General features: G+C 37.4%; 20 protein-coding genes and 1 pseudogene. 15 read left to right on the top strand and 6 right to left on the bottom strand.

All coding sequences use genetic code 11. From position 1 onward, the window contains the following. The first annotated feature begins 105 nt into the window (after nt 1–105). From hflB to GX497_02340, 8 genes are all read left to right on the top strand, one after another. A complete protein-coding gene (gene hflB, locus GX497_02375; protein ID HHY72074.1) occupies nt 106–1,920 on the top strand; it encodes an ATP-dependent zinc metalloprotease FtsH in 1,815 nt (604 codons plus the stop codon). Nucleotides 1,921–2,016: 96 nt separating this feature from the next. Continuing rightward, the gene (locus GX497_02370; GenBank protein ID HHY72073.1) at nt 2,017–2,784 is read left to right on the top strand and encodes an enoyl-CoA hydratase; all 768 of its coding nucleotides are present in this window, start codon (nt 2,017–2,019) and stop codon (nt 2,782–2,784) included. Nucleotides 2,785–2,942: 158 nt separating this feature from the next. Then, a complete protein-coding gene (locus GX497_02365) occupies nt 2,943–4,433 on the top strand; it encodes a DHA2 family efflux MFS transporter permease subunit (GenBank protein HHY72072.1) in 1,491 nt (496 codons plus the stop codon). 251 nt (nt 4,434–4,684) lie between these two features. Continuing rightward, a complete protein-coding gene (locus GX497_02360; protein ID HHY72071.1) occupies nt 4,685–5,368 on the top strand; it encodes a phosphoribosylaminoimidazolesuccinocarboxamide synthase in 684 nt (227 codons plus the stop codon). A gap of 175 nt (nt 5,369–5,543) precedes the next feature. Beyond that, on the top strand, nt 5,544–7,070 hold the full coding sequence (locus GX497_02355; protein ID HHY72070.1) for an acetyl-CoA hydrolase/transferase family protein: 1,527 nt from the start codon (nt 5,544–5,546) through the stop codon (nt 7,068–7,070). A 113-nt stretch (nt 7,071–7,183) separates the two neighbouring features. Beyond that, complete coding sequence (locus GX497_02350) at nt 7,184–7,903, top strand: YebC/PmpR family DNA-binding transcriptional regulator (GenBank protein ID HHY72069.1); 720 nt, start codon at nt 7,184–7,186, stop codon at nt 7,901–7,903. A 71-nt stretch (nt 7,904–7,974) separates the two neighbouring features. Then, entirely contained in the window at nt 7,975–8,580 is a 606-nt protein-coding gene (locus GX497_02345) for a methyltransferase (protein ID HHY72068.1), read from the top strand. A gap of 109 nt (nt 8,581–8,689) precedes the next feature. Then, nucleotides 8,690–9,709 (top strand): hypothetical protein, encoded by a 1,020-nt coding sequence (locus tag GX497_02340; protein HHY72067.1) that lies wholly within the window; start codon nt 8,690–8,692, stop codon nt 9,707–9,709. Nucleotides 9,710–9,743: 34 nt separating this feature from the next. Here GX497_02340 and GX497_02335 read toward each other — a convergent pair whose 3' ends face one another. Further along, a complete protein-coding gene (locus GX497_02335; GenBank protein HHY72066.1) occupies nt 9,744–10,160 on the bottom strand; it encodes an Hsp20/alpha crystallin family protein in 417 nt (138 codons plus the stop codon). A 412-nt stretch (nt 10,161–10,572) separates the two neighbouring features. Here GX497_02335 and GX497_02330 point away from each other — a divergent pair, with 412 nt between their 5' ends. Continuing rightward, entirely contained in the window at nt 10,573–12,021 is a 1,449-nt protein-coding gene (locus GX497_02330; GenBank protein HHY72065.1) for a tryptophanase, read from the top strand. 60 nt (nt 12,022–12,081) lie between these two features. Here GX497_02330 and GX497_02325 read toward each other — a convergent pair whose 3' ends face one another. Both GX497_02325 and gdhA read right to left on the bottom strand, forming a co-directional pair. Continuing rightward, a complete protein-coding gene (locus GX497_02325) occupies nt 12,082–14,115 on the bottom strand; it encodes a methyl-accepting chemotaxis protein (GenBank protein ID HHY72064.1) in 2,034 nt (677 codons plus the stop codon). 218 nt (nt 14,116–14,333) lie between these two features. Beyond that, nucleotides 14,334–15,719: an NADP-specific glutamate dehydrogenase gene (gene gdhA, locus GX497_02320; GenBank protein HHY72063.1), complete on the bottom strand. Its 1,386-nt coding sequence runs from the start codon at nt 15,717–15,719 to the stop codon at nt 14,334–14,336. A 185-nt stretch (nt 15,720–15,904) separates the two neighbouring features. Between gdhA and GX497_02315 the strand changes: the two genes are divergently transcribed. The 4 genes from GX497_02315 (at nt 15,905) to GX497_02300 (ending at nt 20,598) form a co-directional block, all read left to right on the top strand. Continuing rightward, nucleotides 15,905–16,807: a LysR family transcriptional regulator gene (locus GX497_02315; protein HHY72062.1), complete on the top strand. Its 903-nt coding sequence runs from the start codon at nt 15,905–15,907 to the stop codon at nt 16,805–16,807. A 35-nt stretch (nt 16,808–16,842) separates the two neighbouring features. Then, entirely contained in the window at nt 16,843–17,073 is a 231-nt protein-coding gene (locus GX497_02310; GenBank protein HHY72061.1) for an excisionase family DNA-binding protein, read from the top strand. Between the two features lie 91 nt (nt 17,074–17,164). Further along, entirely contained in the window at nt 17,165–18,730 is a 1,566-nt protein-coding gene (locus GX497_02305; protein HHY72060.1) for a peptide chain release factor 3, read from the top strand. 176 nt (nt 18,731–18,906) lie between these two features. Continuing rightward, nucleotides 18,907–20,598 carry a formate--tetrahydrofolate ligase gene (locus tag GX497_02300; protein ID HHY72059.1) on the top strand — a complete coding sequence of 564 codons (1,692 nt, stop codon included), beginning with the start codon at nt 18,907–18,909 and terminating at the stop codon, nt 20,596–20,598. 44 nt (nt 20,599–20,642) lie between these two features. Here the strand turns inward: GX497_02300 and GX497_02295 are convergent, their stop codons facing one another. Next, nucleotides 20,643–22,199: an ABC-F family ATP-binding cassette domain-containing protein gene (locus tag GX497_02295; protein HHY72058.1), complete on the bottom strand. Its 1,557-nt coding sequence runs from the start codon at nt 22,197–22,199 to the stop codon at nt 20,643–20,645. A gap of 241 nt (nt 22,200–22,440) precedes the next feature. Between GX497_02295 and GX497_02290 the strand changes: the two genes are divergently transcribed. Further along, the gene (locus GX497_02290; protein HHY72057.1) at nt 22,441–23,544 is read left to right on the top strand and encodes a hypothetical protein; all 1,104 of its coding nucleotides are present in this window, start codon (nt 22,441–22,443) and stop codon (nt 23,542–23,544) included. Nucleotides 23,545–23,569: 25 nt separating this feature from the next. Here GX497_02290 and GX497_02285 read toward each other — a convergent pair whose 3' ends face one another. Together GX497_02285 and GX497_02280 are read right to left on the bottom strand one after the other, a co-directional pair. Continuing rightward, nucleotides 23,570–23,833, bottom strand: a complete 264-nt coding sequence (locus GX497_02285) for an alanine:cation symporter family protein (GenBank protein HHY72056.1) — start codon at nt 23,831–23,833, stop codon at nt 23,570–23,572. Between the two features lie 2 nt (nt 23,834–23,835). After that, a pseudogene (locus GX497_02280) lies at nt 23,836–24,081 on the bottom strand (sodium:alanine symporter family protein). A gap of 235 nt (nt 24,082–24,316) precedes the next feature. Here GX497_02280 and GX497_02275 point away from each other — a divergent pair. Then, nucleotides 24,317–24,637 carry a YtxH domain-containing protein gene (locus GX497_02275; GenBank protein ID HHY72055.1) on the top strand — a complete coding sequence of 107 codons (321 nt, stop codon included), beginning with the start codon at nt 24,317–24,319 and terminating at the stop codon, nt 24,635–24,637.

The following is a 24,637-nucleotide window of genomic DNA, read 5'->3' as shown; positions in this document are numbered from 1 at the left end:
GTCATTGTTTCACACAAACGACAATTTTTTCAGAAGGATAATACTATTTAAAGTGGTAGAATGTGGGTAACTATGAAAAGGGCTGGAAGGGAGAGGAAATATACAATGAAAATACAACGGAATTCGGGGAAGCCAATGATATATTATTTCCTCATTGCTATGAGTATTGTGCTGGTTTTGAATACGGTCATTTTCCCAACAATATTAGAACAGAAAATTATTGAGGTTGATTATGGAACGTTTTTAACAGAAATTGACAAGGGGAATGTTAAAGAAGTCAAGATTACAGAAAATCAAATCTCCTATATGGCTACTAATAAAAAAGGCGAAGAAAGAGCATATGTGACGGGCCGCATGGACGACCCGGAATTAGTAAATCGTCTATATGATGCGAAGGTTCCTTTTACGTCGACAATTAAACGTGATGATTCATCATTTATCAATTTTATTTTAACTTGGATTTTGCCATTATTGTTATTTATTTGGATTAGCCAAATGTTTATTCGCAAGATGGCGGGGAAAGTCGGGGGCGCTGGTCAAACATTAAGCATCGGCAAAAGTAATGCGCGAATATATGTTAAAGCAGAAACAGGAAAATCCTTTGCAGATGTGGCGGGGCAAGATGAGGCAAAAGAAGCTTTGCAAGAAATTGTTGACTTCTTACATAATCCCACGAAATATAAAGAAATAGGCGCTAAGATTCCAAAAGGAGTGCTGTTAGTTGGCCCTCCGGGAACAGGGAAAACATTGCTGGCTAAGGCGTTGGCAGGGGAATCAAAGGTACCATTTTTCTCCATTTCAGGCTCTGAATTTGTTGAAATGTTTGTTGGGATGGGGGCAGCAAGGGTTAGGGATTTATTTAAGCAGGCTCAAGAAAAGGCGCCATGTATTGTTTTTATTGATGAAATTGATGCCATTGGTAAGAGTCGTAATTCAATGGGCATTAGCAGCAATGATGAGCGGGAACAAACATTGAACCAGCTTTTATCGGAAATGGACGGGTTTGACGCTAGTAAAGGAGTTGTTATTTTAGCGGCAACGAACCGGCCGGAAACGCTTGATAAAGCACTTTTAAGACCAGGCCGATTTGACCGCAGAATTCCTGTGGAATTGCCTGATTTGGTAGGTAGGGAAGCGATTTTAAAGGTGCATGCTGATAAGGTAAAGCTTGAGGATAATATTGATTTAAATGCAATTGCTAGAGCAACGCCAGGTGCTTCTGGAGCTGATTTAGCTAATATTATTAATGAAGGTGCTCTCCGTGCAGTTAAACTGGGCCGTAATTTTGTTTCTCAAAGTGATATTGAGGAGTCTGTCGAAGTGGTCATAGCAGGCTATCAAAGAAAAAATGCGGTCATTCCGATGAAGGATAAATTAACGATTGCTTACCATGAGATTGGCCATGCCTTAGTTGCAGCCAAACAGAATCACTCTGCACCAGTACATAAAATTACCATCATCCCGCGAACATCCGGCTCTTTAGGCTATACAATGCAGATTGAAGAGAGGGAACAAGTATTGCTTACAAAAGAGCAAGCAATGGATAAAATTACAACCTTCATGGGAGGCCGGGCTGCAGAAGAAATTGTCTTTCAAACGATTACTTCCGGGGCGGCAAATGATATTCAGCAAGCAACTAGAATTGCGCGCGATATGGTGACAAGGTATGGAATGAGTGAAGAGTTTGATATGATGGCGCTGGAAACTGTCAATAATCCTTATTTAGGGACAGATACCACATTATTAGTATCAGCCGAAACTTCCGCCAAAATTGATGCTGAAGTCTTGAAAATTATTAAAATTGCCCATCAGCGGGCAACTGAAATTTTAGAGGAAAATAAAGAGAAGCTACATGAATTGGCTGAATATCTGTTTGAAAAGGAAACGATTACTGGTGAGGAATTTATGGCATTATTATAATTTTTTGTTGACTAAAATTGTCTGAACACTCAAACTAAAAAATAGACAGCATGAATTTGAAAGTGAAGTTCAAAAAAAGAGGAGTGGGAGAGGAGCATGGAATTACTATCATTCAGACAAACAGAAGGAATTGCATATGTTACGTTAGAAAATCTTAAAGAGTTTAACACGTTAACGATGCAGCTTATTGATGAACTTGATACTTTATTAAAAGAAATAGCCACAAAAAGGGAAACAAAAGTCGTTGTGATTGAGGGGTCGGATCGAGTGTTTTCTGCTGGCCACAGCCTAAAGGAAATTCAATCAAAGACAGAAACTGAAGTATTAGCGCTATTTCAAGCGTGTCTGAATGTAATGCGCACGATTAGAGAAATGCCACAGATTGTCATTTCAAAGGTACGGAGTGCAGCTGTTGCAGCGGGTTGCCAATTAGTGGCAGCAAGTGACTTAGCGGTAGCGAGTGTAGAGGCCAAGTTCGCAACACCGGGCATAAATAGCGGTTTATTTTGCAGCACACCAGCCGTATTTTTAAGCCGCAATATTGGTCGGAAAAAGGCAGCGGAGCTGTTGTTTACTGGTAACTTCATGTCAGCAGAAGAGGCATTGCAGCATGGGTTGGTAAACAAAGTTGTACCTGTTGAGCTGTTGGACGAAGAAACCGAAAAATTAGCAAAAGATATTACAAAACAAAGCCTAAACATCATTGAATTAGGGAAGCGCCAGTTTTATCAACAAATTAACATGGAAGATTTCCAAGCGCTGCAATATGCTACACAGGTCATTTCTTTGAACACTAAACATCCTGACGCACAAGAAGGAATTTGCGCCTTTTTGGAAAAAAGAAAACCTGTTTGGAATCAGTAAAAAATAAGAATAATCGTATAGAATTAAAAACCGGAGTAAGACTATAAAAAGTCATATTTCGGTTTTTTTGTGCTTCAGAGAGTGTGTCTAAAGGAGGAACAGCGGTGAATCAAGATATTAAAAAGGAACAGGCACCATATGGAATTCTTTCGGTTTTAATGATTGGTGCTTTTATTGCTTTTTTAAATAATACGTTATTAAATATTGCTTTACCGTCGATTATGAAGGATTTAAAAATAAATACAGCAACTGTACAATGGCTCACAACAGGCTTTATGTTAGTTAACGGAATTTTAATTCCAATTACAGCGTTTTTAATTGAAAAATATTCGGTGCGCCATTTATTTTTAGTGGCGATGGGATTATTTACAGCAGGAACAATCCTTGCTGGGGTTGCCCATGTTTTTCCAGTCCTATTAACAGGACGGATGATTCAAGCATCGGGCTCGGCGATTATGATGCCGTTATTAATGAATGTGATGTTAGTTAGTTTTCCAGTCGAAAAACGGGGGACGGCGATGGGCGTTTTTGGTTTAATTTTGATGGCTGCACCGGCCATCGGGCCGACTTTATCCGGTTGGATTGTTGAACATTATGACTGGAGAATGCTTTTTCATTTTGTTACTCCAATTGCAGCCGCTGTATTAATTATTGGCTTTTTCTTGCTTAGGGATAAAAAAGCAAAGGTCAATATTCATTTAGATTTCGAATCAATACTGTTATCAAGCGTTGGTTTTGGCGGGTTGATGTATGGCTTCAGTTCTGCAGGAAATAAAGGTTGGGATAGCCCGCAAGTTTATTTATCGATAATCATTGGTGTAATTTCTCTAGTCTGTTTTATAACAAGCCAAGTAAAGAAAGAACGCCCATTGCTTAATTTTTTTGTATTTAAATACCCTATGTATGCATTGGCATCGGCGATTACAATGATTGTTAATATGGCGATGTTTTCCGGTATTCTGCTTCTACCCATTTATATGCAAACGCTTAAGGGGATTACCCCATTGGACGCTGGATTAATGCTGCTTCCAGGTGCACTTATTAGCGCCCTTATGTCTCCTGTTACAGGCCGTTTATTTGATAAGGTAGGTGGACGTATATTAGCGGTGGTTGGGCTCGCTATTTTAACAATCACAACTTATGAATTGAGCAAATTATCGTTGGAAACTACAAATACATATTTAATCACTTTATATACGGTCCGTGCATTTGGAATGTCAATGGTGATGATGCCAGTCGCAACAAATGGCTTAAATCAACTGCCAGCCCGTTTTTACCCGCACGGGACAGCGATGAATAATACATTAAACCAAGTATCAGGGGCAATTGGCACAGCCTTATTAATTACGATTATGTCTAATCGAATGGAATCTGTTGCGAAGAAATTAGCGGCAGATGCGATGTACGATGCCGGCGCAGCTAGTCAGCCATCAGCGGCAGCTATAGCTCAAATAAGGCAGCAAATTGAAATGGAAGCAATGCTGAAAGGAATTAACTATGCTTTCTTAATTGCCACTTTTATTTCTGCTGTTGCCCTCATTCTCGCATTCTTTATCCAAAGAGCAACACCAGCAGAAGACCCGGGCATACGCAATTCTACCGTTCAAAAGGTTGTACAAAAATTAGTTGAACCGTCCGAGACCACTTAAAAAATTGAGCCATTTCAAACTTATTGTCCTAGAATCACTTTTATTGTCCAATAAGAGTCATTTATTGTCGAGTTTGGGTAACTTAATGTCCGCCCAAGGCCATTTATTGTCCGATTGCCATATACTTGAAATATATGTGCATTATGAAGGCTACTTTTTCAGTAATATTGAACCGTCTCCTGCTTCCATTTTTACAAAAATCGAGGCATAATGGAATTACTAAAGAATTTAAAAATGGAAGGAACATTACGATGGAACTCATTTATACTGGTAAGACAAAGGATGTTTATGCTCTTAGGGACGGAAATTATTTGCTGCAGTTCAAGGATGATGTAACAGGAGAAAATGGCGTTTTCGACCCAGGCGCGAACACTGTCGGTTTAACAATCGAAGGGGCAGGTAAAGCAGGGCTTAGATTAACGAAATTCTTTTTTGAAAAATTAGCTGAAGCGGGCATTCCAACCCATTATATTGATGCTGACATTGAAAATGCAACAATGACCGTCAAACCAGCGACTGTATTTGGTAATGGACTTGAAGTCATTTGTCGCTACAGGGCTGTAGGTAGCTTTTTACGTCGTTATGGAATGTACGCTGAAGAAGGTCAAGCGCTCGATGGATTTGTTGAAGTTACGATTAAGGACGATGAGCGTCAAGACCCACCGATTAGTGATGATGCGCTTCATATGCTTGGAATTTTAACGTTAAGTGAGTATAAAGAATTAAAAGAATTGACAAGAAAAATTGCGGATCTTGTCAAAGCAGAATTAGCAAAAAAAGATATTGAGTTATATGATATTAAATTCGAATTTGGAAGACTAAAAGACAAAAAGATTGTTTTAATTGATGAAATTTCAGGTGGAAATATGCGTGCTTACAAAAATGGTGAATATATAGAACCATTAAAATTGGAACAACTTATGCTTGAAGAATAATAAAAAAATACTGTAAGTAAAAGCATCCACAACACAGAGTGCGGATGCTTTTTTACTGTTTCGGTAGAGAAATTAGCTGGCTTATTAGAAAATTCCGTCTTTTGTCGCGAAATGAAAATTTTTACTGATTTTACATATATAATTACTTTAAAATCGTTTAAGGTGGGGTAGAAGTATGGAGAGACATATGGACAGAATTCGAGATCCGCGACTAAAGGATAGGGTTGTTACAGCAGAAGAAGCTGCATCATGGATTCAGGATGGAATGACATTAGGAATCAGTGGTTTTACTTCAGCTGGTGACGCAAAGGCAGTTCCGTTAGCTTTAGTAAAACGTGCCGATACAGAATCTTTTAAAGTAAACTTATATACTGGTGCTTCCATCGGCTCAGGTATTGATAAGCTATTTACTGAAAAAGGCATCATTAGAAAACGTCTTCCATATCAATCTGACAGTACAATGAGAAAAGGAATTAATAATGGTGACGTACTATATACTGATATTCATCTTTCACATGTTGCTGAGTTAGTTCGCAATAAGGCAATTGATCCAATTGATTATGCAATTGTTGAAGCTTGTCTTATCACCGAAGATGGCATGATTATCCCTACTACATCTGGAGGAAACTCCCAAGTATTTTCCAATCATGCTAAAAATATCATTATTGAATTAAATATTGCACATCCATTAAGCATGGTAGGGTTGCATGATTTTTATGATCCAGGCGAACAAGGAAAAAGACAGCCGCATTCATTAACAAAACCATCTGATCGAATGGGTACAGTTGGAATACCGTATGATGCTGATAAGGTTAAAGGGATTGTATTTACTAATTTACCAGATACACCATCAGCTATCGTCCCACCTGACGAAGAAACAAACGTTATGGCCAATCATTTATTTGACTTTTTACGGAAGGAAATTGTCGCAGGCAAATTGCCAGAACAGCTTCCGACATTGCAATCGGGTGTAGGTTCTGTTGCGAATGCAGTACTAGCTGGACTATTAGATTCAGAATTTGAAAATTTACAATTATATTCAGAAGTATTACAGGATGCTGTTTTCGATTTAATGGATGCAGGTAAGGTTACATTTGCTTCTACTTGTGCGATCACTTTATCGGAAGAGAAAATGAAAGATGTGTATTCAAACTTTGATAAATATCGTGATCGTATTTTATTGCGTCCGCAAGAAATGTCGAATAACCCAGAAATCATCCGCCGTCTCGGCTTAATTTCGATAAATGCAGCCCTAGAATTTGATATCTATGGGAACGTTAACTCTACCCATGTAATGGGTACACATATGATGAATGGTCTTGGTGGTTCAGGTGACTTTGCAAGAAATGCACGTTTAGGTATCTTTGTAACAAAATCAATTGCAAAAGGTGGAAAGATTTCGAGTATCGTTCCTTTTGCTTCCCATATTGACCATACAGAGCATGATGTTGATGTTGTTGTTACAGAACAAGGTTATGCGGATCTTCGTGGTTTAGCACCAAGAGAGCGCGCTGAAAGAATTATTAATAATTGCGTGCATCCAATGTACCGTAGCCAGCTTTGGGATTATTTTACTGAGGCATTGACTAGAGGTGGACAAACACCGCATGTCATCGAAAAGGCATTATCTTGGCACGATAATTTACGGAAATATGGAACGATGCAACCAGAAGTTGAAGAAAAAGTGGAAGAAACAAAGTGATGGATTCGATGAACCAGCGATGCTAATTATTGCTGGTTCATTTTTATTTTTAAATCTATAATTTTACGTGTATAATAATAGAGTTAAACGATGTTGAAAGAGAGTGGAACAAGATGGGGCGTAAATGGAACAATATTAAAGATAAGAAAGCATCTAAGGATGCCAACACTAGTCGTATTTATGCTAAATTTGGAGTGGAAATTTATGTAGCTGCAAAACAGGGTGAGCCTGATCCAGAATCAAACCAGGCTTTAAAGTTTGTTCTTGAACGGGCAAAAACCTACAATGTGCCAAAGCATATTATTGACCGCGCGATTGAAAAAGCAAAAGGAGGCTCTGACGAAAACTATGCTGAGCTTCGTTATGAAGGCTTTGGACCGAATGGCTCAATGGTAATTGTTGATGCATTGACAAATAACGTGAATCGCACGGCATCAGAAGTACGTGCGGCATTCGGTAAAAATGGTGGTAACATGGGTGTGAGTGGGTCTGTAGCCTATATGTTTGATAAAACAGCTGTAATCGGTCTTGAAGGCAAGACAGCGGAAGAAGCACTTGAAATTTTAATGGAAGCGGATATTGATGTCCGTGACATTATCGAAGAAGATGAAGCGGTTATCATTTATGCAGAGCCTGAACAGTTCCATGCCGTTCAAGAAGCATTCAGAAATGCGGGCATAAATGAATTTACTGTAGCTGAACTAACAATGCTTGCACAAAATGATGTGGTACTTCCCGAAGAGTCCTTGGCACAATTTGAAAAAATGATTGATGCTTTGGAAGATTGTGATGATGTTCAACAAGTTTATCATAATGTTGATTTAGGAGAATAAGTGGGAAAGGAGGCAGGGGACGGTTCGAATCGTCCCCTGCTTCCAGTTGTTAAATGGGGAGAGTAATTGCAATGAAGGAACATTATTATGATAAATTGCTGAACATAAAAACAGGGGGCGTCCAAAAGAAAGAGAGTATATCTGTTCACTATCACCGCTATGAACCAACGCCATACTGTGCTTTAGAGGCGTTATTTAATGATTATGAAGTAAACAAGAGCGACCATTATGTTGATTTTGGCTGCGGCAAAGGACGTTTGAATTTTTATATTCATTATTTTTTTCAAGCCTCAGCTACCGGAATTGAAATGAACGAGGTTTTTTACAAAGAGGCGCTTGAAAACCAAACTAGTTATTTTAAAAAATACAATAGAAATAAAGAGAAGATTCGATTTCAGTGCCGCCTGGCACAGGACTATGAAATTGATCCGCTGGATAACCGCTTTTACTTCTTTAACCCGTTTTCCATTCAAATCTTTATAGCCGTGTTAATTAATATTCTTCTTTCTGTAGCGGAATCAAAAAGGGAAATAGAGCTGATTTTGTATTATCCATCAGAGGATTATGTTTATTTTTTAGAAAACCATACGGTGTTTGAATTAAAAAAGGAAATCATTGTGCCAGAATTATATGAAAATGATTCCTATGAGAGGTTTTTAATTTACCAATTAGTATAAAGGGAAGCAGAAGAACCGAACCGTCCCCTGATTCCGGAAGGTTAGTCTGAATATACTGACAATAATTATCTGAAGTGGTATATTCATATGAAAGGGGGCGAAAATAACGATGAAGTTTCGAAAAAAAGAGGAATGGTTTACGTTTTATGATAATCAAGGCAATTTAATTAAACGAAAGACGGAGGTTCGCTTTGATCCGTTGACAGGTGAATCGTCCCGGTTAATTTTTGATGCAGGCATGGTTGTTACACCACCAGATTATTCTGAATTGGCGGAAAAGACAGGAGGCGCTAAATGTCCATTTTGCTCAGAAAATTTACATAATCTGACCCCGGTTTTTCCGAAAGAAATTTCGCAAGAAGGAAGGATTACTCAAGGGGAAGCGGTTGTATTCCCGAATTTATTTCCTTATAGCAAACACAATGGTGTTGTTATTTTTTCTGGTCAACATTATATGAAATTAGAAGAGTTTACGGTGGAAATGATTAAGAATGCCTTTATGGCAGCGCAAATATATACTCAAAACGTAATTGCAGCTGATTCAAAAGCACGTAATGCATCAATTAACTGGAACTACTTGCCGCCATCAGGGGGAAGTATCCTTCATCCCCATATCCAAGTTATTTTATCGGAGTCACCAACGAACTACCAAGCTTTAATTAATGAAAAAACCGCAGCTTATGAGCGCGAGTTTGAACAAGAATTTTTCATGAGCTTGTATGAAACTGAAAAATATACTCAAGAAAGATGGATTGGTGAATTAGGGAATATTGCTTGGCTGCATGCGTTTGCGCCAAAAGGTCATAATGATTTTATCGCTATTTTTACCAAATCCTACTCCATTTATGATATTAATGAACATGACTGGCAGAACTTCGCGCAGAGTTTAAAGGCTATTTTTGCTACTCTAGCAGAACAAGGCTTTGCAAGCTTTAATCTAATGGTAAATATACCAGTAGATCGCAAAGGGAAAGAACCTATACATGTACGTCTTATTCCACGGTTAACGATTGGTTTGCTTAATACAAGTGATATTAATTTCTTTCAGTCATTGCATCAAGAGCCGCTTGCCTATCCAATTCCCGAGGTGGTTGCAGCAAAAGCACGCGTGCACGTTGGAAAAATATAGGAAGCAAGAGAGCGGTCCCCTGCTTCCTTTATTTTTATTCTATTGAAATATATTTGCGCTCAGGTAACGATGGGTTTTTCTTCTCTAATGTGATATTTAATACCCCATTTTCATACTTGGCTTTTGATGAATCAACGATGACCTCAGCAGGAAGAGGGATTGTGCGTTCAACTTTACCATAAGTACGTTCCTGCTTGTAATACTTTTCTCCTTTTTCTTCCTTTTCCTCGGAACGAGAAGCTTTAATTGTTAGGGAATAGTCGTCTATTCCAATTTCAATTTCTTCTTTGTTAAATCCAGGTAAATCAGCTTGAATGGTGATTGATTTTTCATTTTCTTTAACATCAACATCAAAAACCTTACTCCACGGCCATGGATTTTCAAAGAATTCTTCTAACTCCTGACTTCTCTTATTCCAAAGTTTTGGTAGTAAATCATGAAGAGACGGCATATGAATCAACCTCCAAAAAAATTTTCACTTCCGATTTATAGTCTAACAAAATTAGTTTTCATTAAAAGTAGAAATGATGTGAGTTCACAAAATTGTATAAAAGGATTGACAGCTTGTTGAAAATAGAGGTTTTTGTGATGGATATTATAGATGAAATTTATACCATTTGTTAAAATAAAAAAATATGAATTATTATATTAGCTTTCTGCTTAAACGCTTTCATATTTCACCACATGAAAGCGTTTTTGTTTTAAATTGATAAAAAACTAGCAATTTTAAACCCAGTTTACTAAATTGTGTTGTCTTTTGTCAAAATAGTCCGTATAATCCCTTTAGCAAAATTGAATAGAATAGATAGTTTTATATTTTAGAAATTATTTTTGAATAGTAACTAAGGGAGTGTTTTGTAAAAATGGCAAATGTAAAGTTTTTCTATGGTGAAAATATACCGCTTGAGATGCACAAGGCACGCATTGTTCAAAAAATTAATCTTCAACCAATTGAGCGTCGCCTAGAAGCTATTAAACAAGCAGGCTATAATACATTTTTGCTTAAAAATACTGATATCTTTATGGATATGCTAACAGATAGCGGCGTTAATGCGATGAGCGATAAGCAGCAAGCAGCAATGCTAGAAGCCGATGACAGCTATGCTGGGTCTGTTACTTTTACAAAATTAGAGCAAAAAATTAAAGAGCTTTTCGGGAAGGAATATTTCCTGCCTGCCCATCAAGGACGTGCCTGTGAAAATATTATTTCGCAAGTATATGTAAAACCTGACACAATCGTTCCAATGAACTACCATTTTACAACCTCAAAGGCACATGTCGTTTTAAACGGTGGTACGGTTGAGGAAATTTTTACAGATGAAGCATTAAAAATAAACAGTAATCATCCATTTAAAGGAAATATGGATATTGCTAAATTAAGAGATTTAATCGAAACAAATGGTGCTGACAAAATTGCTTTTGTCCGTCTTGAAGCAGGTACAAACTTAATCGGCGGCCAGCCACACTCTCTTGAAAATATGGAAGAAATTCGTAAAGTATGTGACGAATATGGTATTATGCTCGTGTTTGATGCTAGTTTGCTAGCTGATAATCTATATTTTATTAAAGAGCGTGAAGAACAGTGCAAGGATATGAGCATTCGCGAGATTACTCGCCGAATTTCTGATTTAGCTGATATTATCTATTTCTCAGCCCGTAAACTAGGCTGTGCCCGTGGTGGTGGTATTTGCACAAACAGCAAAGAAGCTTATTTGAAAATGCGTGAGTTAATCACTTTATATGAAGGTTTCCTTACATACGGCGGGATGTCTGTTCGTGAAATTGAAGCTATTGTTGTCGGTTTAGAAGAAACAATGGATGAAAATATGATTAATCAAGGCCCGCAATTTATTGAATATATGGTCAATGAACTTGTAAAAAGAGGAGTTCCAGTGGTAACACCAGCAGGTGGGTTAGGATGCCATATTGATGCAATGCGGTTTGTCGACCATGTTCCACAAAATGAATATCCAGCCGGTGCCTTGGCCGCTGCATTTTATCTAGTCAGTGGTGTTCGTGGGATGGAGCGTGGAACGTTATCAGAACAGCGTAATGAAGACGGCACCGAAGTCTTATCACATATGGAGCTTTTACGATTAGCGATGCCGCGCCGTGTCTACTCGCTTTCACATGTGAAATATGCGGTTGACCGCATTCATTGGCTGTATGAAAATCGCCATTTAATCGGTGGTTTGAAATTTGTAGAAGAGCCATCTGTATTGCGCTTCTTCTTCGGTAAGCTAGAAACAACAACTGATTGGGAATTGAAGCTACTAGAAAAATTCCGTGCAGATTTTGGCGATAGTTTGTAAAACGATTTCAGCCCCAACTACAAAATGTGGTTGGGGCTTTTTGCTATGTAGCTATACTAGTTATGATAATGTAAACTTGTTAATTTCATTCGTCATTTCATTAACATTTTGCGATGTATTTAATGTTTGATTTTTAATATTTGCTGCTTCATTTGTCAACTGCATATTTTTTGTAGCAATATTCTCAATGGCATTTGTACTATCTTCAATAATTAAAAGAAGCTCTTTGAGCTGAGTGCTTGATGTTTCTACAGCATTCTGAATATGTTCACTAGATTGGTCAATATTATTAAAGATGCCTTTAATATTTTCGACATCATCCTTGTATTGATCGGCAACCTCAATCAATTTATCATAGTCTTTGGATACTGTTTCACTTTGGAATTGCAGCAGTTTTTCAGTGTAATGAATTAACTTTTCAACAGCCGTAATCACTTTTTCTGTTAGCTGCTGAATGCTACCAACTGCAACCGTACTTTCTTCTGCTAGTTTTCTTACTTCATCAGCTACCACTGCAAAGCCTTTTCCATATTCTCCTGCACGAGCTGCTTCAATGCTGGCGTTTAAAGCTAATAAATTTGTTTGGTCAGCAATGCCCTTGATTGTGTTGGCTAGATTGCTAATTTCATTGACTGTCTTCGCTTCTACAATGGCAGATGAAAGCTCTGCGTTAACTTCTTGTCCAATTTCATCAGCTAATTTTTTAGATTGATAGGAATCTTCCTCTAGTTTTTCAGCTCTTGTATTAATTTCTGAAACTGTATCATTACCTTCGTCAATAAGCATAGACAAATCATTCATAATTTTAACGAGATTATTTAAAGAGCCATTTACATCATTAGTGAAGGCATTTACTTCCTGCATACTTCCGAGCAGTTCTTCCGATGTTGCACTTGTTTCTTCGGAGGATGTGTTTAAAACTTCAACAGCCGCCATATTTTGCTCCATTGCTTCATTAATTTTTTCTGAGTGGGCTTTAATATTATTTAAAATTTCCCTAAAGTTTTTGCGAAGTGTGAAAATATGATTCGTCATTGCACCGATTTCATCTTGCTTCTTTTTTAAATTTTCATAATCCCTCGTTACTCTTAAATCATAATCGGCTGTCTGAAGAACGAGTTGTCCGAGCTGATTTGTAGGCCGCGTAATCATTTTGCTCATACCGTAGGCAACAAATGCAGATAATAAAGCTGTAATAATACCAATAATAGTTAAAGTCTTGTTAATCTCGTCAGCTGCTTTGGTAATATATTCTTCAGGCACCTTTGTTATAATTTTCCAACCATCAGTGCTAGGGATTTCGGTAAAATAGTTATACGATGTTACGCCGTTTAAATCATATTTTACAGCACCACTAGGCTTTGTTAATATTTCATTACTTACGTCGACTAAACTTTGAGTCATTTGCGCTGTTTCGCCGTTACCAAGATCGACTTTTTCAGTAGTTGTAATGTTTACTTTAAAATTATAATTTTTGTTCATGTGGGCAATTACTAGCCCTTTATTATCAACAATATAACTGTATGAATCTGGGTGATCTACTTTTACAGAAGCTATCATTTCAGAAAGCTTGTCCAGTTTTAAGCTAGCTGCAAAAAAACCAATACAATCCCCATTGTCGATAACGGGAGCGGTTAAAACAGCGATTGGGTTGTTTGTACTTTTACTAATAACAGGTTCGCTAATAATATTTGCTTTTGTTTCAAATGTTTTCTTTACATAGGATCTTTCATTTAAATCAACCTTCATCCCATTACCTAAAGTCGCTATCCCTTGTTTATTTGAGTAGAAAACGTTTTCAAATAGTTCGGAATGTTGGGAGGTGATTTTATCCAAGTATGTAATAAGTTCATCTTCAGGCCCTTTGAAAATTTCAGTATCTCTAGCATATATATTTAACTCAAGAAAATGCTTTGTCACCATATCTGAAAAAACGGCAGCATCCGTCTTTACCTTATCTTCAACGAGGGAGTCAGTTGATTTAAAGGTGTTTTTATAAACGATGTTATTTGCTATTAGAATAATAATGAACATAATAATAGCGATAAATCCTGTTAACATTATTGTGTACTTCGGCCCTAATTTTAAATTCATAGCCCCAACCCCTATTCTTTGTGTAGTAAATTTTTCTTTCTATTAAATTTTTTATAGAAAAAATATAAAAAATGTATTTAAAAGTTATTATAGGGACTTTTTTCCTGTTTTGCAAACATTTTTTAGTAAAAAATAACCATCGTAATTTGCTATTATGAGCAATTACGATGGTTATTTAGGAAAGCAGGGGGGTTCTTCTACTTCCGAAATATTGATATTTAGATGACGCCATGGAACAACATGGCATCGGCAACCTTCAAAAATCCAGCAATATTTGAACCGTAGACAAGATTTCCAGGGTGGCCGTACTCTACAGAAGCCTTCATACTTTGTTGGTAAATATTAACCATAATTCCATGTAATTTTCTATCTACTTTTTCGAATGACCAAGAAAGACGAGCGCTATTTTGTGCCATTTCTAGTGCAGATACAGCAACACCGCCTGCATTGGCAGCTTTTGCCGGGGCAAAGAGCACATCATTATTAATAAATACATCGATTGCTTCTAATGTAGATGGCATGTTAGCACCTTCACCAACTGCCATTACTCCATTATTTACAAGTGTTTTTGCGCTTTCTTCATCAATTTCGTTTTGGGTTGCACATGGTAGAGCGATATCACAAGGAACAGTCCAAATGCCTGAGCAGCCTTCATGATATTCTGCATAGGGGTGTTCTTTAATATATTCAGAGATTCTTTTTCTTTCAACTTCTTTTAAACGTTTTACAGTTTCAAGGTCGATGCCATTTTTATCATATATATATCCATTAGAATCACTGCATGCAACAACCGTTGCTCCGAATTGATGCGCTTTTTCGATTGCATAAATCGCAACATTGCCTGAGCCAGAAACAACGACTGTTTTATCTTCAAAGTCTGAACCTTTTTCTTTAAGCATTTCATTGACGAAATAAACCGTGCCATAGCCAGTTGCTTCTGTTCTTCCTAAGCTGCCACCGTAGCCTACGCCTTTACCAGTTAATACACCTGCTTGATATGTGTTGCGAAGTCTTTTGTATTGTCCAAACATATAGCCAATTTCTCTTCCACCTACGCCAATGTCGCCAGCAGGAACATCTGTATCTTGATCAATATGTCTATATAATTCAGTCATAAAGCTTTGGCAAAATCTCATAATTTCACCGTCTGATTTCCCTTTTGGATTGAAATCAGAACCACCTTTACCACCGCCGATTGGTTGGCCAGTTAAAGCATTTTTAAAGATTTGTTCAAAGCCTAAAAATTTGATAATACTTGAATTAACGGAAGGGTGGAATCTTATTCCGCCTTTATATGGGCCAATTGCACTATTATACTGAACGCGGTACCCGCGGTTCACTTGGACTTTGCCATTATCATCAACCCATGGTACTCTAAAGATAATCTGACGTTCAGGTTCTACGATTCTCTCTAAAATACCAGCTTCCATATATTTAGGCTGCTTTTCAAAAACTGGTATAAGCGAATCCAGAATTTCCTTAATCGCTTGATGAAATTCAGGTTCATTAGGATTACGCTTCTTTACCGTTTCAATTACTCCATTCACGTAATCCTTTGCAATCTGTGTTTGAGCTTCACTCGGTGTTGGTTGTAAAATAGTCATTTTTGTACATTCTCCTTTTTTCTATAATATTTTTTATTTGAAATGATTATTTCATTAATTAAGATTTGAATAATTTAACGTAACTTATGTAGTTTTATTTTATACTCGAAAATTAATCTAATCCAATATATTATTTAGATAATATCAATGCCGAAATGATATGTATTAAGAAAGATGGTGATAACATGGAATTAAGACAGCTTCATTATTTTATTGAAGTCGCCAAAAGAGAGCACGTAACCGAGGCTGCTAATGCGATGCATGTTGCACAATCTGCCGTTAGTCGACAAATTTTTAATTTGGAACAGGAGCTTGGGGTTGATCTTTTTGTTAGGGAAGGTCGAAATGTTAGACTTACCCCAATTGGAGAAATTTTTTTGAATCATGTAGAGGAAGCAATGGAAGTGCTTGAAAAAGCTAAAAGAGAAGTTGATGAATTTCTAGACCCTGAGCAAGGGACTGTCCGGATTGGCTTCCCAAGCAGTATGGCCAACTATACGTTACCTACATGTATTTCCGCTTTTCGGGCAAAACATCCGAATGTTAAATTTAAGTTTAGACAAGGGTCTTACCATTATTTGATTGATTGCGTCATAACGGGAAAAGTAGATATGGCCTTAATTGGTCCACTACCAAAAAACAATAATAAGTTAAAAACGGAAATATTATTTTTGGAGAAAATTGTAGCGTTATTGCCGGAAGACCATCCGCTTGCAATCCAAGACAAAATTAAGCTACATCAGCTGCGCCATGACCCGTTTGTATTGTTCCCAACTGGATTTGGGCTGCATGAACTAGTGGTGAATGCGTGCCGTCAAAACGGGTTTGAACCAGAGGTTGCTTTTGAAGGTAAGGACATTGATGCTATAAAAGGATTAGTATCTGCAGGTCTTGGTGTTACTCTTATTCCGGAGATTAGTTTAATTGATAGCAAGCCGCGCGCAACAAAGAAATTATTCATTGTTGACCCTGAAGTGACGCGGACGGTTGGCATTATTACGCCTAGTGAACGAGATTTATTGCCAACTGAAAAAGTATTTTATGATTTTTTGAAGGATTTCTTTAAAGTATTAGATGGGTACTATTAAAGAAACATATATTATGTAGGAAGGATAATAAATTTATGTACCTAACAATTAAAGATACTGCTGAATTACTGTCAATGCCGGAAACGTATGTTGAAAGCTTAATCCACGAAAAAAGAATCCGCGCCATATACGACGGTGACATTTATTTAATTAATAAAGAACAGTTTAATACTCATTTTGAACAATTGGAAAAGTACAAACAATTTATAGAAGAAATAAATAGTGAGCCTATACCTGAGGATATTGACGTTAAGGATGAGGATTAAATTCCATTACAAAGCACCTTATTTTGTTCTTTTCCTTCATATTTTCAATGTGATATAGTAAAAAAGTGAAAAATAAGAGGGGAAATGAATGATGAGTGTAAAAGATCAAGTAAACAATAGACGGACGTTTGCAATAATCTCCCATCCAGATGCTGGGAAAACAACGATGACTGAAAAGCTCCTCCTTTTCGGGAATATTATCCGTGAAGCTGGTACAGTAAAAGGGAAAAAGTCAGGGAAATTTGCGACATCAGACTGGATGGAAATTGAGAAAAAAAGAGGAATCTCAGTTACATCAAGTGTAATGAGTTTTCCGTACAAAGATTATTACGTTAATATTTTAGATACACCTGGACATGAGGACTTTAGTGAGGATACGTATCGGACGCTAACTGCTGTAGATAGTGTAGTGATGATTATTGACTCAACAAAGGGTGTGGAGCCGCAAACAATTAAGCTTTTCAAAGTGTGCCGAATGAGAGGTATCCCAATTTTCACTTTCATTAATAAGTTGGATCGTGAAGGGAAAGACCCACTTGAGCTTTTGGCGGAAATTGAAGAGGTGCTTGGCATCGAATCATACCCGATGAATTGGCCAGTTGGCATGGGTAAAAGATTCGAAGGTATTATTGACCGCTTTAACAATCAGTTTGTTCATTTTTTAGGTGATGAAAATGAAGAAATCACACCGCTCGAGCAGCTGGACAAATCGAAAAGCCCTGCGATTGAAGCGGTTTTCGATGAATTGGAGCTACTTGATGAGGCTGGGAATGAATTTAGCGAGGAGCGCGTCATGAAAGGGGAGTTGACCCCTGTCTTTTTTGGAAGTGCGCTTGCCAATTTCGGTGTTCACACGTTTTTTGATACGTTTATCCGTTTTGCATCAGCACCAAAGCCTCGAAAAACAGATGATGGTCTTGTGAGCCCAGATTCAGAGACGTTTACAGGCTATATTTTTAAAATCCAAGCGAATATGAATCCAGCCCACCGTGATCGGATTGCTTTCTTACGAATTTGTTCAGGCAAATTCACACGCGGTATGAGTGTTCGATTAACGAGAACAAATAAAACGATCAATCTTAATCAAACACAGCAATTTTTGGCATCAAGCCGTGAAACGGTAGACGAAGCCTATGCTGGAGATATTATCGGAATTTATGATCCAAACATGTATCAAATCGGTGACACACTAACAGCTGGAAAAGAAGATATTCACTACCGGGAATTGCCGCAGTTCCCACCGGAAATGTTTCGCAAAGTTCGCGTGAAAAACGTCATGAAATCAAAGCAATTTAAAAAAGGAATCGAACAGCTTGTCCAAGAAGGAGCGATTCAGCTTTTTAAACAAGAATCAAACGACGATGTGATTCTCGGTGCAGTCGGCCAGTTGCAGTTTGAAGTTTTTGAGTACCGAATGAAGGCTGAATACAATGTTGATGTAGAATTTGCACCTTTAGGGGAACGGATCCCAAGGTGGCTTGCCGAGCCGCCAAAGGATCGTCGGTTGTTCGACTCAAGAAGCCTGCTTGTTCAAGACCGTTACGACAGATATGCTGTTCTTTTTGAAAACGATTTTACGCTCAGATATTTTCAAGATAAGAATAAGGATGTTGAATTAATTGATTTGTTTGAGGCTAATGACTATAAAAGCGTGTAATTTTCGATTTTAAAGATAAAATAACGAGATGAGGGGACTCACATTGCTGGGTGCCCTCTATTATTTAGTAATTGATAAAAGTTTCAAATTTATTAACATTTCCAAAAAAGGATGAGTTTTCCGACAAGTTCTTATAAAATAGAAATAAAAATATTATAAAAAATAGGAGACATAGTATGAGTGTACAATCAAAAAAAGTAAAATCAGACATTGAAATTGCTCAAGAAGCAGTTATGAAGCCCATTAAAGATATTGCTGAACAGCTAAATTTACAAGAGAATGAGTGGGAGCCATATGGCCGTTACAAAGCTAAAATTTCCTTAGATGTGATGAAGCGTCTTCAAGGCCAGCCAGATGGAAAGGTGATTTTAGTAACTTCGATCAACCCGACACCAGCTGGAGAAGGAAAATCAACAGTTACAGTTGGACTAGGACAAGCATTAAATAAAATCGGACACAAGACGATTGTCGCTTTGCGAGAGCCTTCACTTGGACCAACAATGGGAATTAAAGGTGGGGCAAGCGGTGGTGGCTACTCTCAAGTAATGCCGATGGAGGATATTAACCTTCATTTTACAGGTGACTTCCATGCGATTACGACAGCTAACAATGCTTTAGCAGCATTTATCGACAACCATATTCACCAAGGCAATGAGTGTCAAATTGATACAAGAAGAATTACATGGAAGCGGGTTGTAGACTTAAATGACCGTGCGTTACGACAAGTCGTCGTAGGGCTTGGCGGCCCAATCCAAGGTGTCCCAAGAGAAGATGGCTTTAATATTACTGTTGCCTCTGAAATTATGGCGATTCTTTGTTTAGCAAAGGACCTTACAGATTTAAAGGAGAAATTATCTAATATTGTTGTTGGCTATAACTTTGAAAAGCAACCAGTTACAGTAAAAGATTTAGGTGTTCAAGGTGCCTTGACACTACTCTTAAAAGAGGCTATTAAGCCAAATCTAGTGCAAACGTTGGAAAATACACCAGCAATTGTTCACGGTGGTCCGTTTGCAAACATTGCCCATGGTTGTAATAGTATTATTGCAACAAAACTTGCGAGCAAGCTTGGTGATTTTGTTGTGACCGAATCTGGCTTTGGTGCTGACCTCGGTGCAGAAAAATTTTTAAATATTAAATCCCGTTTAGGAAATATTGATCCGCAAGCCGTCGTTATTGTTGCGACGATTCGTGCTTTAAAAATGCATGGCGGTGTTGACAAAGCAAATCTTACTGAAGAAAATGTAGATGCCCTAAAAACAGGGATGGGGAATCTTCAAAAGCATATTGAAACAGTACAAAGCTTTGGGCTGCCATTCGTTGTCGCAATTAACCGCTTTATTACAGATTCTGAGAAAGAAATTGAATTCATTGAGAAATGGTGTGAGGAAAGAAATTACGACGTTGCTTTATCTGAAGTATGGGCAAAAGGCGGCGAAGGTGGCATCGACTTAGCTGTTAAACTTCTAAAAGTATTAGATAAACAAGAAAGCAACTATAAGCCATTATATGATTTACATGATTCAATTGAAGCGAAAATTGAAACAATCGCTAAAAGGGTGTATGGTGCAGCTGGTGTTGAGTTTATTCCAAAAGTAAGAAAGCAAATTGAAGAATATACAGCTTTCGGTTGGGATAAGTTACCAGTTTGTATGGCGAAAACACAATATTCACTATCTGATGATCCAGCAAAGCTGGGTAGACCAGAAGGCTTTACGATTACGGTAAGGGAATTACGCCCGTCTATCGGGGCTGGCTTCCTTGTTGCATTAACAGGCGATGTGATGACAATGCCTGGTTTACCGAAAAAACCTGCCGCATTAAATATGGATGTTGATGTTGACGGCAGAGCGATTGGATTGTTCTAAATGAAATGGAGCCCTCTGCTACTTCTGCAGAGGGCTTCTTTTAATTAAAACACCTTCGTTGTCCAAGACTCACAGTTCCATACATCTGTGACAACTTCATTATAAAATTCTGGCTCATGGCTAATTAATAAAATGCTGCCTTTATACGCCTTAAGAGCACGCTTTAACTCATCTTTTGCATCAACATCAAGATGGTTTGTCGGCTCATCCAAAACAAGTAAATTAGTTTCCGTATTAATTAGCTTACAAAATCTAACTTTTGCCTTTTCGCCACCGCTCAATACTTCAACCTTACTTTCGATATGCTTTGTTGTCAGACCACATTTTGCAAGAGCTGCACGTACTTCGTATTGATTAAAGTGGGGAAACGAATTCCAAATCTCATCAATACAAGTATTATTATTTTTTGTTTTGACTTCTTGTTCAAAATAGCCGATGTGTAAATAGTCCCCACGTTCAACGGTTCCTGAAAGCGGCTTTATTTCGCCTAAGATACTTCGTAGCAACGTTGTCTTACCAATCCCATTTGCTCCGACAAGTGCAATTTTTTGCCCGCGTTCCATCCGCAAATCTAAAGGTCTTGATAATGGTTCATCATAACCAATTACCAAATTTTTCGTTTCAAAAATAACCTTACCAGAGGCGCGGGACTCTTTGAAATTAAATTCTGGTTTTGGTTTTTCTTTTGCTAATTCAATAACTTCCATTTTATCAAGCTTTTTCTGACGGGACATCGCCATGTTTCTTGTTGCGACACTAGCTTTGTTACGAGCAACAAAATCTTTTAATTTTGATATTTCCTGCTGTTGTCTTTTATAGGCAGCTTCTAACTGCTGTTTTTTCATTTCATGCACAGATATGAAATTGTCATAGTCACCAACATAGCGGTTTAACTCTTGATTTTCCATATGATAAATTAAATTAATCACACTATTAAGAAACGGTATATCGTGCGAAATCAAGATAAACGCATTTTCATATTCTTGCAAGTAACGCTTCAACCATTCAATGTGCTGCTCATCTAAATAGTTTGTCGGCTCATCTAAAAGTAAAATATCTGGCTTTTCAAGCAATAATTTCGCAAGCAAAATTTTTGTCCTTTGTCCGCCACTTAAATCAGTAACATCACGTTCAAGGCCGATATCTTGCAAGCCTAGACCGCGGGCAACCTCCTCTACCTTCGCATCAATAATATAAAAATCATTATTCGTTAAAAGGTCCTGAATTGTGCCAACATCCTCTAGTAGCTTTTCGAGTTCTTCAGGCGAGGCATCCGCCATCCGCTCGTAAATTTGATTCGTTTCAGCCTCAAGGTCAAACAAATATTGAAACGCACTTTTTAATACATCACGAATTGTTAATCCTTTTTCAAGAACAGTATGTTGGTCCAAATAGCCGACGCGGACATTTTTTGACCACTCTACTTGACCAGCATCAGGATCAAGTTTTCTCGTAATAATATTCATAAAGGTAGACTTACCTTCACCATTGGCACCGATTAAGCCAATATGCTCTCCTTTTAAAAGCCGAAAGGAGACGTTATTAAAAATGGCGCGGTCTCCAAAGCCGTGGCTTAAATTTTTGACAGTTAAAATGCTCATAATTCCCTCCATATTATTACTGGACGTTCAGAAGTTTTCACACATAACTGATTATATATGACATAACAATTGGATGGAAGAAAACTTTTTTCCCAATACGTATTTCCCGGGGAATCGACATTTACGGCAAAGCTGCAAACACATAGTAGTTCCGCATATAGGCACTCACCTATTAAGCTTTTCAACATATTGTATTAAGAACGGGAATTTTCCAAAAATGCTTGTAGGGAGTGTAAAATAAATGGCTGGTAAAGTTATAAACTATTATGCTGGAGGAAATACAGCAAGAGGCTTCCACAATTTATTTGATTCAAATATTAAAGATTTGGAACGTTTATTCATATTAAAAGGTGGTCCTGGAACAGGAAAATCATTTTTAATGAAAAAAATTGGGGAAGAATGGTTGAATAAAGGCTTCAATATTGAATATTTACATTGTTCATCAGATAATCATTCGATTGATGGTGTTATTATTAGAGATTTGCAGGTGGGAATCGTTGATGGCACAGCACCGCATGTAATTGAGCCAAAAGCACCTGGCGCAATTGAGGAATATGTTAATTTAGGAGAAGCATGGGATTCCGATAAACTGGCAGTCCATAAGAAAGATATTCTCCAGCTCTCAGAGCAAATATCTAAATCATTTCAAACCGCTTATAGTTTATTTGCCGAAGGTCTAAAAATTCATGATGAGTGGGAAGGAATTTATATTAAAAACATGGATTTTGCGGAAGCCAATAAATTTACGAAAGAATTAATTCAACAACTTTTGGGGGGCGTCAAATTAAATAAGAAGGCTAACGTTAGGCATCGTTTTTTAGGTGCGGCGACACCAATAGGCCCAATTGATTTTATTCAAAATTTAACAGAAGGCATCGAAAACCGCTATTTTATAAAAGGGCGGCCAGGTTCCGGAAAATCAACGATGTTGAAAAAAATTGCCGCAAGTGCGGAAGACCTTGGCTATGATGTCGAAATATATCATTGTGGTTTTGATCCAAGAAGCGTAGATATGGTTATTTTAAGGGAAATAGGTATTGCCATATTTGACAGCACAGCGCCACATGAGCATTTTCCAGACAGAAAAAATGATAAAGTTATCGACGTGTTTACTAGAACGCTACCAGTAGGAATAGATGAGAAATACGCTACTGAAATAAGTGAGATAAAAGAAAGATATTCAGCAAAAATGAAAAAAGCAACATCCTATCTTGCAAAAGCAAAACAACTACATGATCAATTGGAAAAAATTTATATAGCGGCGATTGACTTTAGTGTGTTAGATAGAAAATACGAGGGCATCAGAAATGAAATAATGAGAATGGAGGAAATCGTTAAAAAGTAACAAAAAATAGGGCTGGCCAAAAGAGTCAGACCCTACCTCTTTCTTCCTGCCTCTTCTTTTTAAATCTCCTTGTTTCAGCAACTACTACGCCTGATAAGCCAAGTAATCCAACTAAGTTAGGGAAGGCCATGAGGCCATTCATGATGTCCGCGATTCTCCATACAGCATCAAGTGTAGAAACTGCGCCGATAAAAACGGCTATTACAAATATAAAGCGATAAAATTTTATTGCGCTATTTCCAAATAGATAGGAGAAACATTTTTCACCATAGTATGCCCAGCCAAGCACTGTGTTCCAACCGTTGCCGCTAAAGCCGTCATAAGTGCTTGATAATGAGAGATAGCCCCATTAGAAGTATGATCTTGATGTTTACTGAATGCTAGCTTAAGAGCATAGGGCAGGGCAGTAATTTGTAAAAAAACTAGGCGAAGCGTTAAAAAAATTCCTGTTCCTACTATTAGAATTAGTAGGGGCGGCCCCCAAATCCAATCGCTAATTTTATTAATTAAATCTAAAAAAGTAAAAGATGGTTCCATTCGTGTTCCCCCAATCTAAAATTTGGTATTATAATTATATGAAGACTTTTCAGAAAAGTAGCCCAATTTTTCAAAAAAGTGGGAGTGAGATAGTGCTAATCGTAATGATAAGAAATTATACATGAAAAATAATAATATTTGAATAATAATTAATTACGGCGATTTAATTTCATCTGCTTTTTTAAAATTGGATATAATAGAAGTGATGTTATTTATTAAGAAGGAGCGTACATAAATGGGAGAGCAAAATAAATTAGTAAAAGGGATGCTATATGGTGCTGTTCTTGGTGCGGCTATATCTTTGTTAGACCGTCAAACGAGAGAAAAAGCAGTTTTGCAAATAAAGGATTGTAGTAGAAAGGTGTGGGTTTATAGTAAAAATCCATCCGTTCTTATTGACAACGTTTCTAATAAGCTATCGGCAACAAGACAAAAAGTAGAAGAAGTAACTGACGACCTAGCTTTTATCGTTGAAAAAGTGAATGACATTAAACAATCAGGTAATTGCTTGCTAATGACTAATAAAAATGTCGAAGATGGAGATGGAAGAGGATAG

This window comes from Bacillus sp. (in: firmicutes), assembly GCA_012842745.1.
In the GTDB taxonomy this organism is placed as follows: domain Bacteria; phylum Bacillota; class Bacilli; order Bacillales; family Bacillaceae_J; genus Schinkia.
The sequence above is the reverse complement of the archived record's forward strand: the minus strand, read 5'-3'. Positions and strand labels throughout refer to the sequence as shown.

Coding starts and splice junctions, on each gene's coding strand:
- GX497_02325 (HHY72064.1), bottom strand. CDS start 14,115: ATGAATTTAAAATTAGGGCCGAAGTACACAATAATGTTAACAGGATTT.
- hflB (HHY72074.1), top strand. CDS start 106: ATGAAAATACAACGGAATTCGGGGAAGCCAATGATATATTATTTCCTC.
- GX497_02295 (HHY72058.1), bottom strand. CDS start 22,199: ATGAGCATTTTAACTGTCAAAAATTTAAGCCACGGCTTTGGAGACCGC.
- GX497_02360 (HHY72071.1), top strand. CDS start 4,685: ATGGAACTCATTTATACTGGTAAGACAAAGGATGTTTATGCTCTTAGG.
- GX497_02290 (HHY72057.1), top strand. CDS start 22,441: ATGGCTGGTAAAGTTATAAACTATTATGCTGGAGGAAATACAGCAAGA.
- GX497_02335 (HHY72066.1), bottom strand. CDS start 10,160: ATGCCGTCTCTTCATGATTTACTACCAAAACTTTGGAATAAGAGAAGT.
- GX497_02300 (HHY72059.1), top strand. CDS start 18,907: ATGAGTGTACAATCAAAAAAAGTAAAATCAGACATTGAAATTGCTCAA.
- GX497_02330 (HHY72065.1), top strand. CDS start 10,573: ATGGCAAATGTAAAGTTTTTCTATGGTGAAAATATACCGCTTGAGATG.
- GX497_02340 (HHY72067.1), top strand. CDS start 8,690: ATGAAGTTTCGAAAAAAAGAGGAATGGTTTACGTTTTATGATAATCAA.
- GX497_02305 (HHY72060.1), top strand. CDS start 17,165: ATGAGTGTAAAAGATCAAGTAAACAATAGACGGACGTTTGCAATAATC.
- GX497_02310 (HHY72061.1), top strand. CDS start 16,843: ATGTACCTAACAATTAAAGATACTGCTGAATTACTGTCAATGCCGGAA.
- GX497_02365 (HHY72072.1), top strand. CDS start 2,943: ATGATTGGTGCTTTTATTGCTTTTTTAAATAATACGTTATTAAATATT.
- GX497_02315 (HHY72062.1), top strand. CDS start 15,905: ATGGAATTAAGACAGCTTCATTATTTTATTGAAGTCGCCAAAAGAGAG.
- GX497_02350 (HHY72069.1), top strand. CDS start 7,184: ATGGGGCGTAAATGGAACAATATTAAAGATAAGAAAGCATCTAAGGAT.
- GX497_02355 (HHY72070.1), top strand. CDS start 5,544: ATGGAGAGACATATGGACAGAATTCGAGATCCGCGACTAAAGGATAGG.
- GX497_02370 (HHY72073.1), top strand. CDS start 2,017: ATGGAATTACTATCATTCAGACAAACAGAAGGAATTGCATATGTTACG.
- GX497_02345 (HHY72068.1), top strand. CDS start 7,975: ATGAAGGAACATTATTATGATAAATTGCTGAACATAAAAACAGGGGGC.
- GX497_02275 (HHY72055.1), top strand. CDS start 24,317: ATGGGAGAGCAAAATAAATTAGTAAAAGGGATGCTATATGGTGCTGTT.
- gdhA (HHY72063.1), bottom strand. CDS start 15,719: ATGACTATTTTACAACCAACACCGAGTGAAGCTCAAACACAGATTGCA.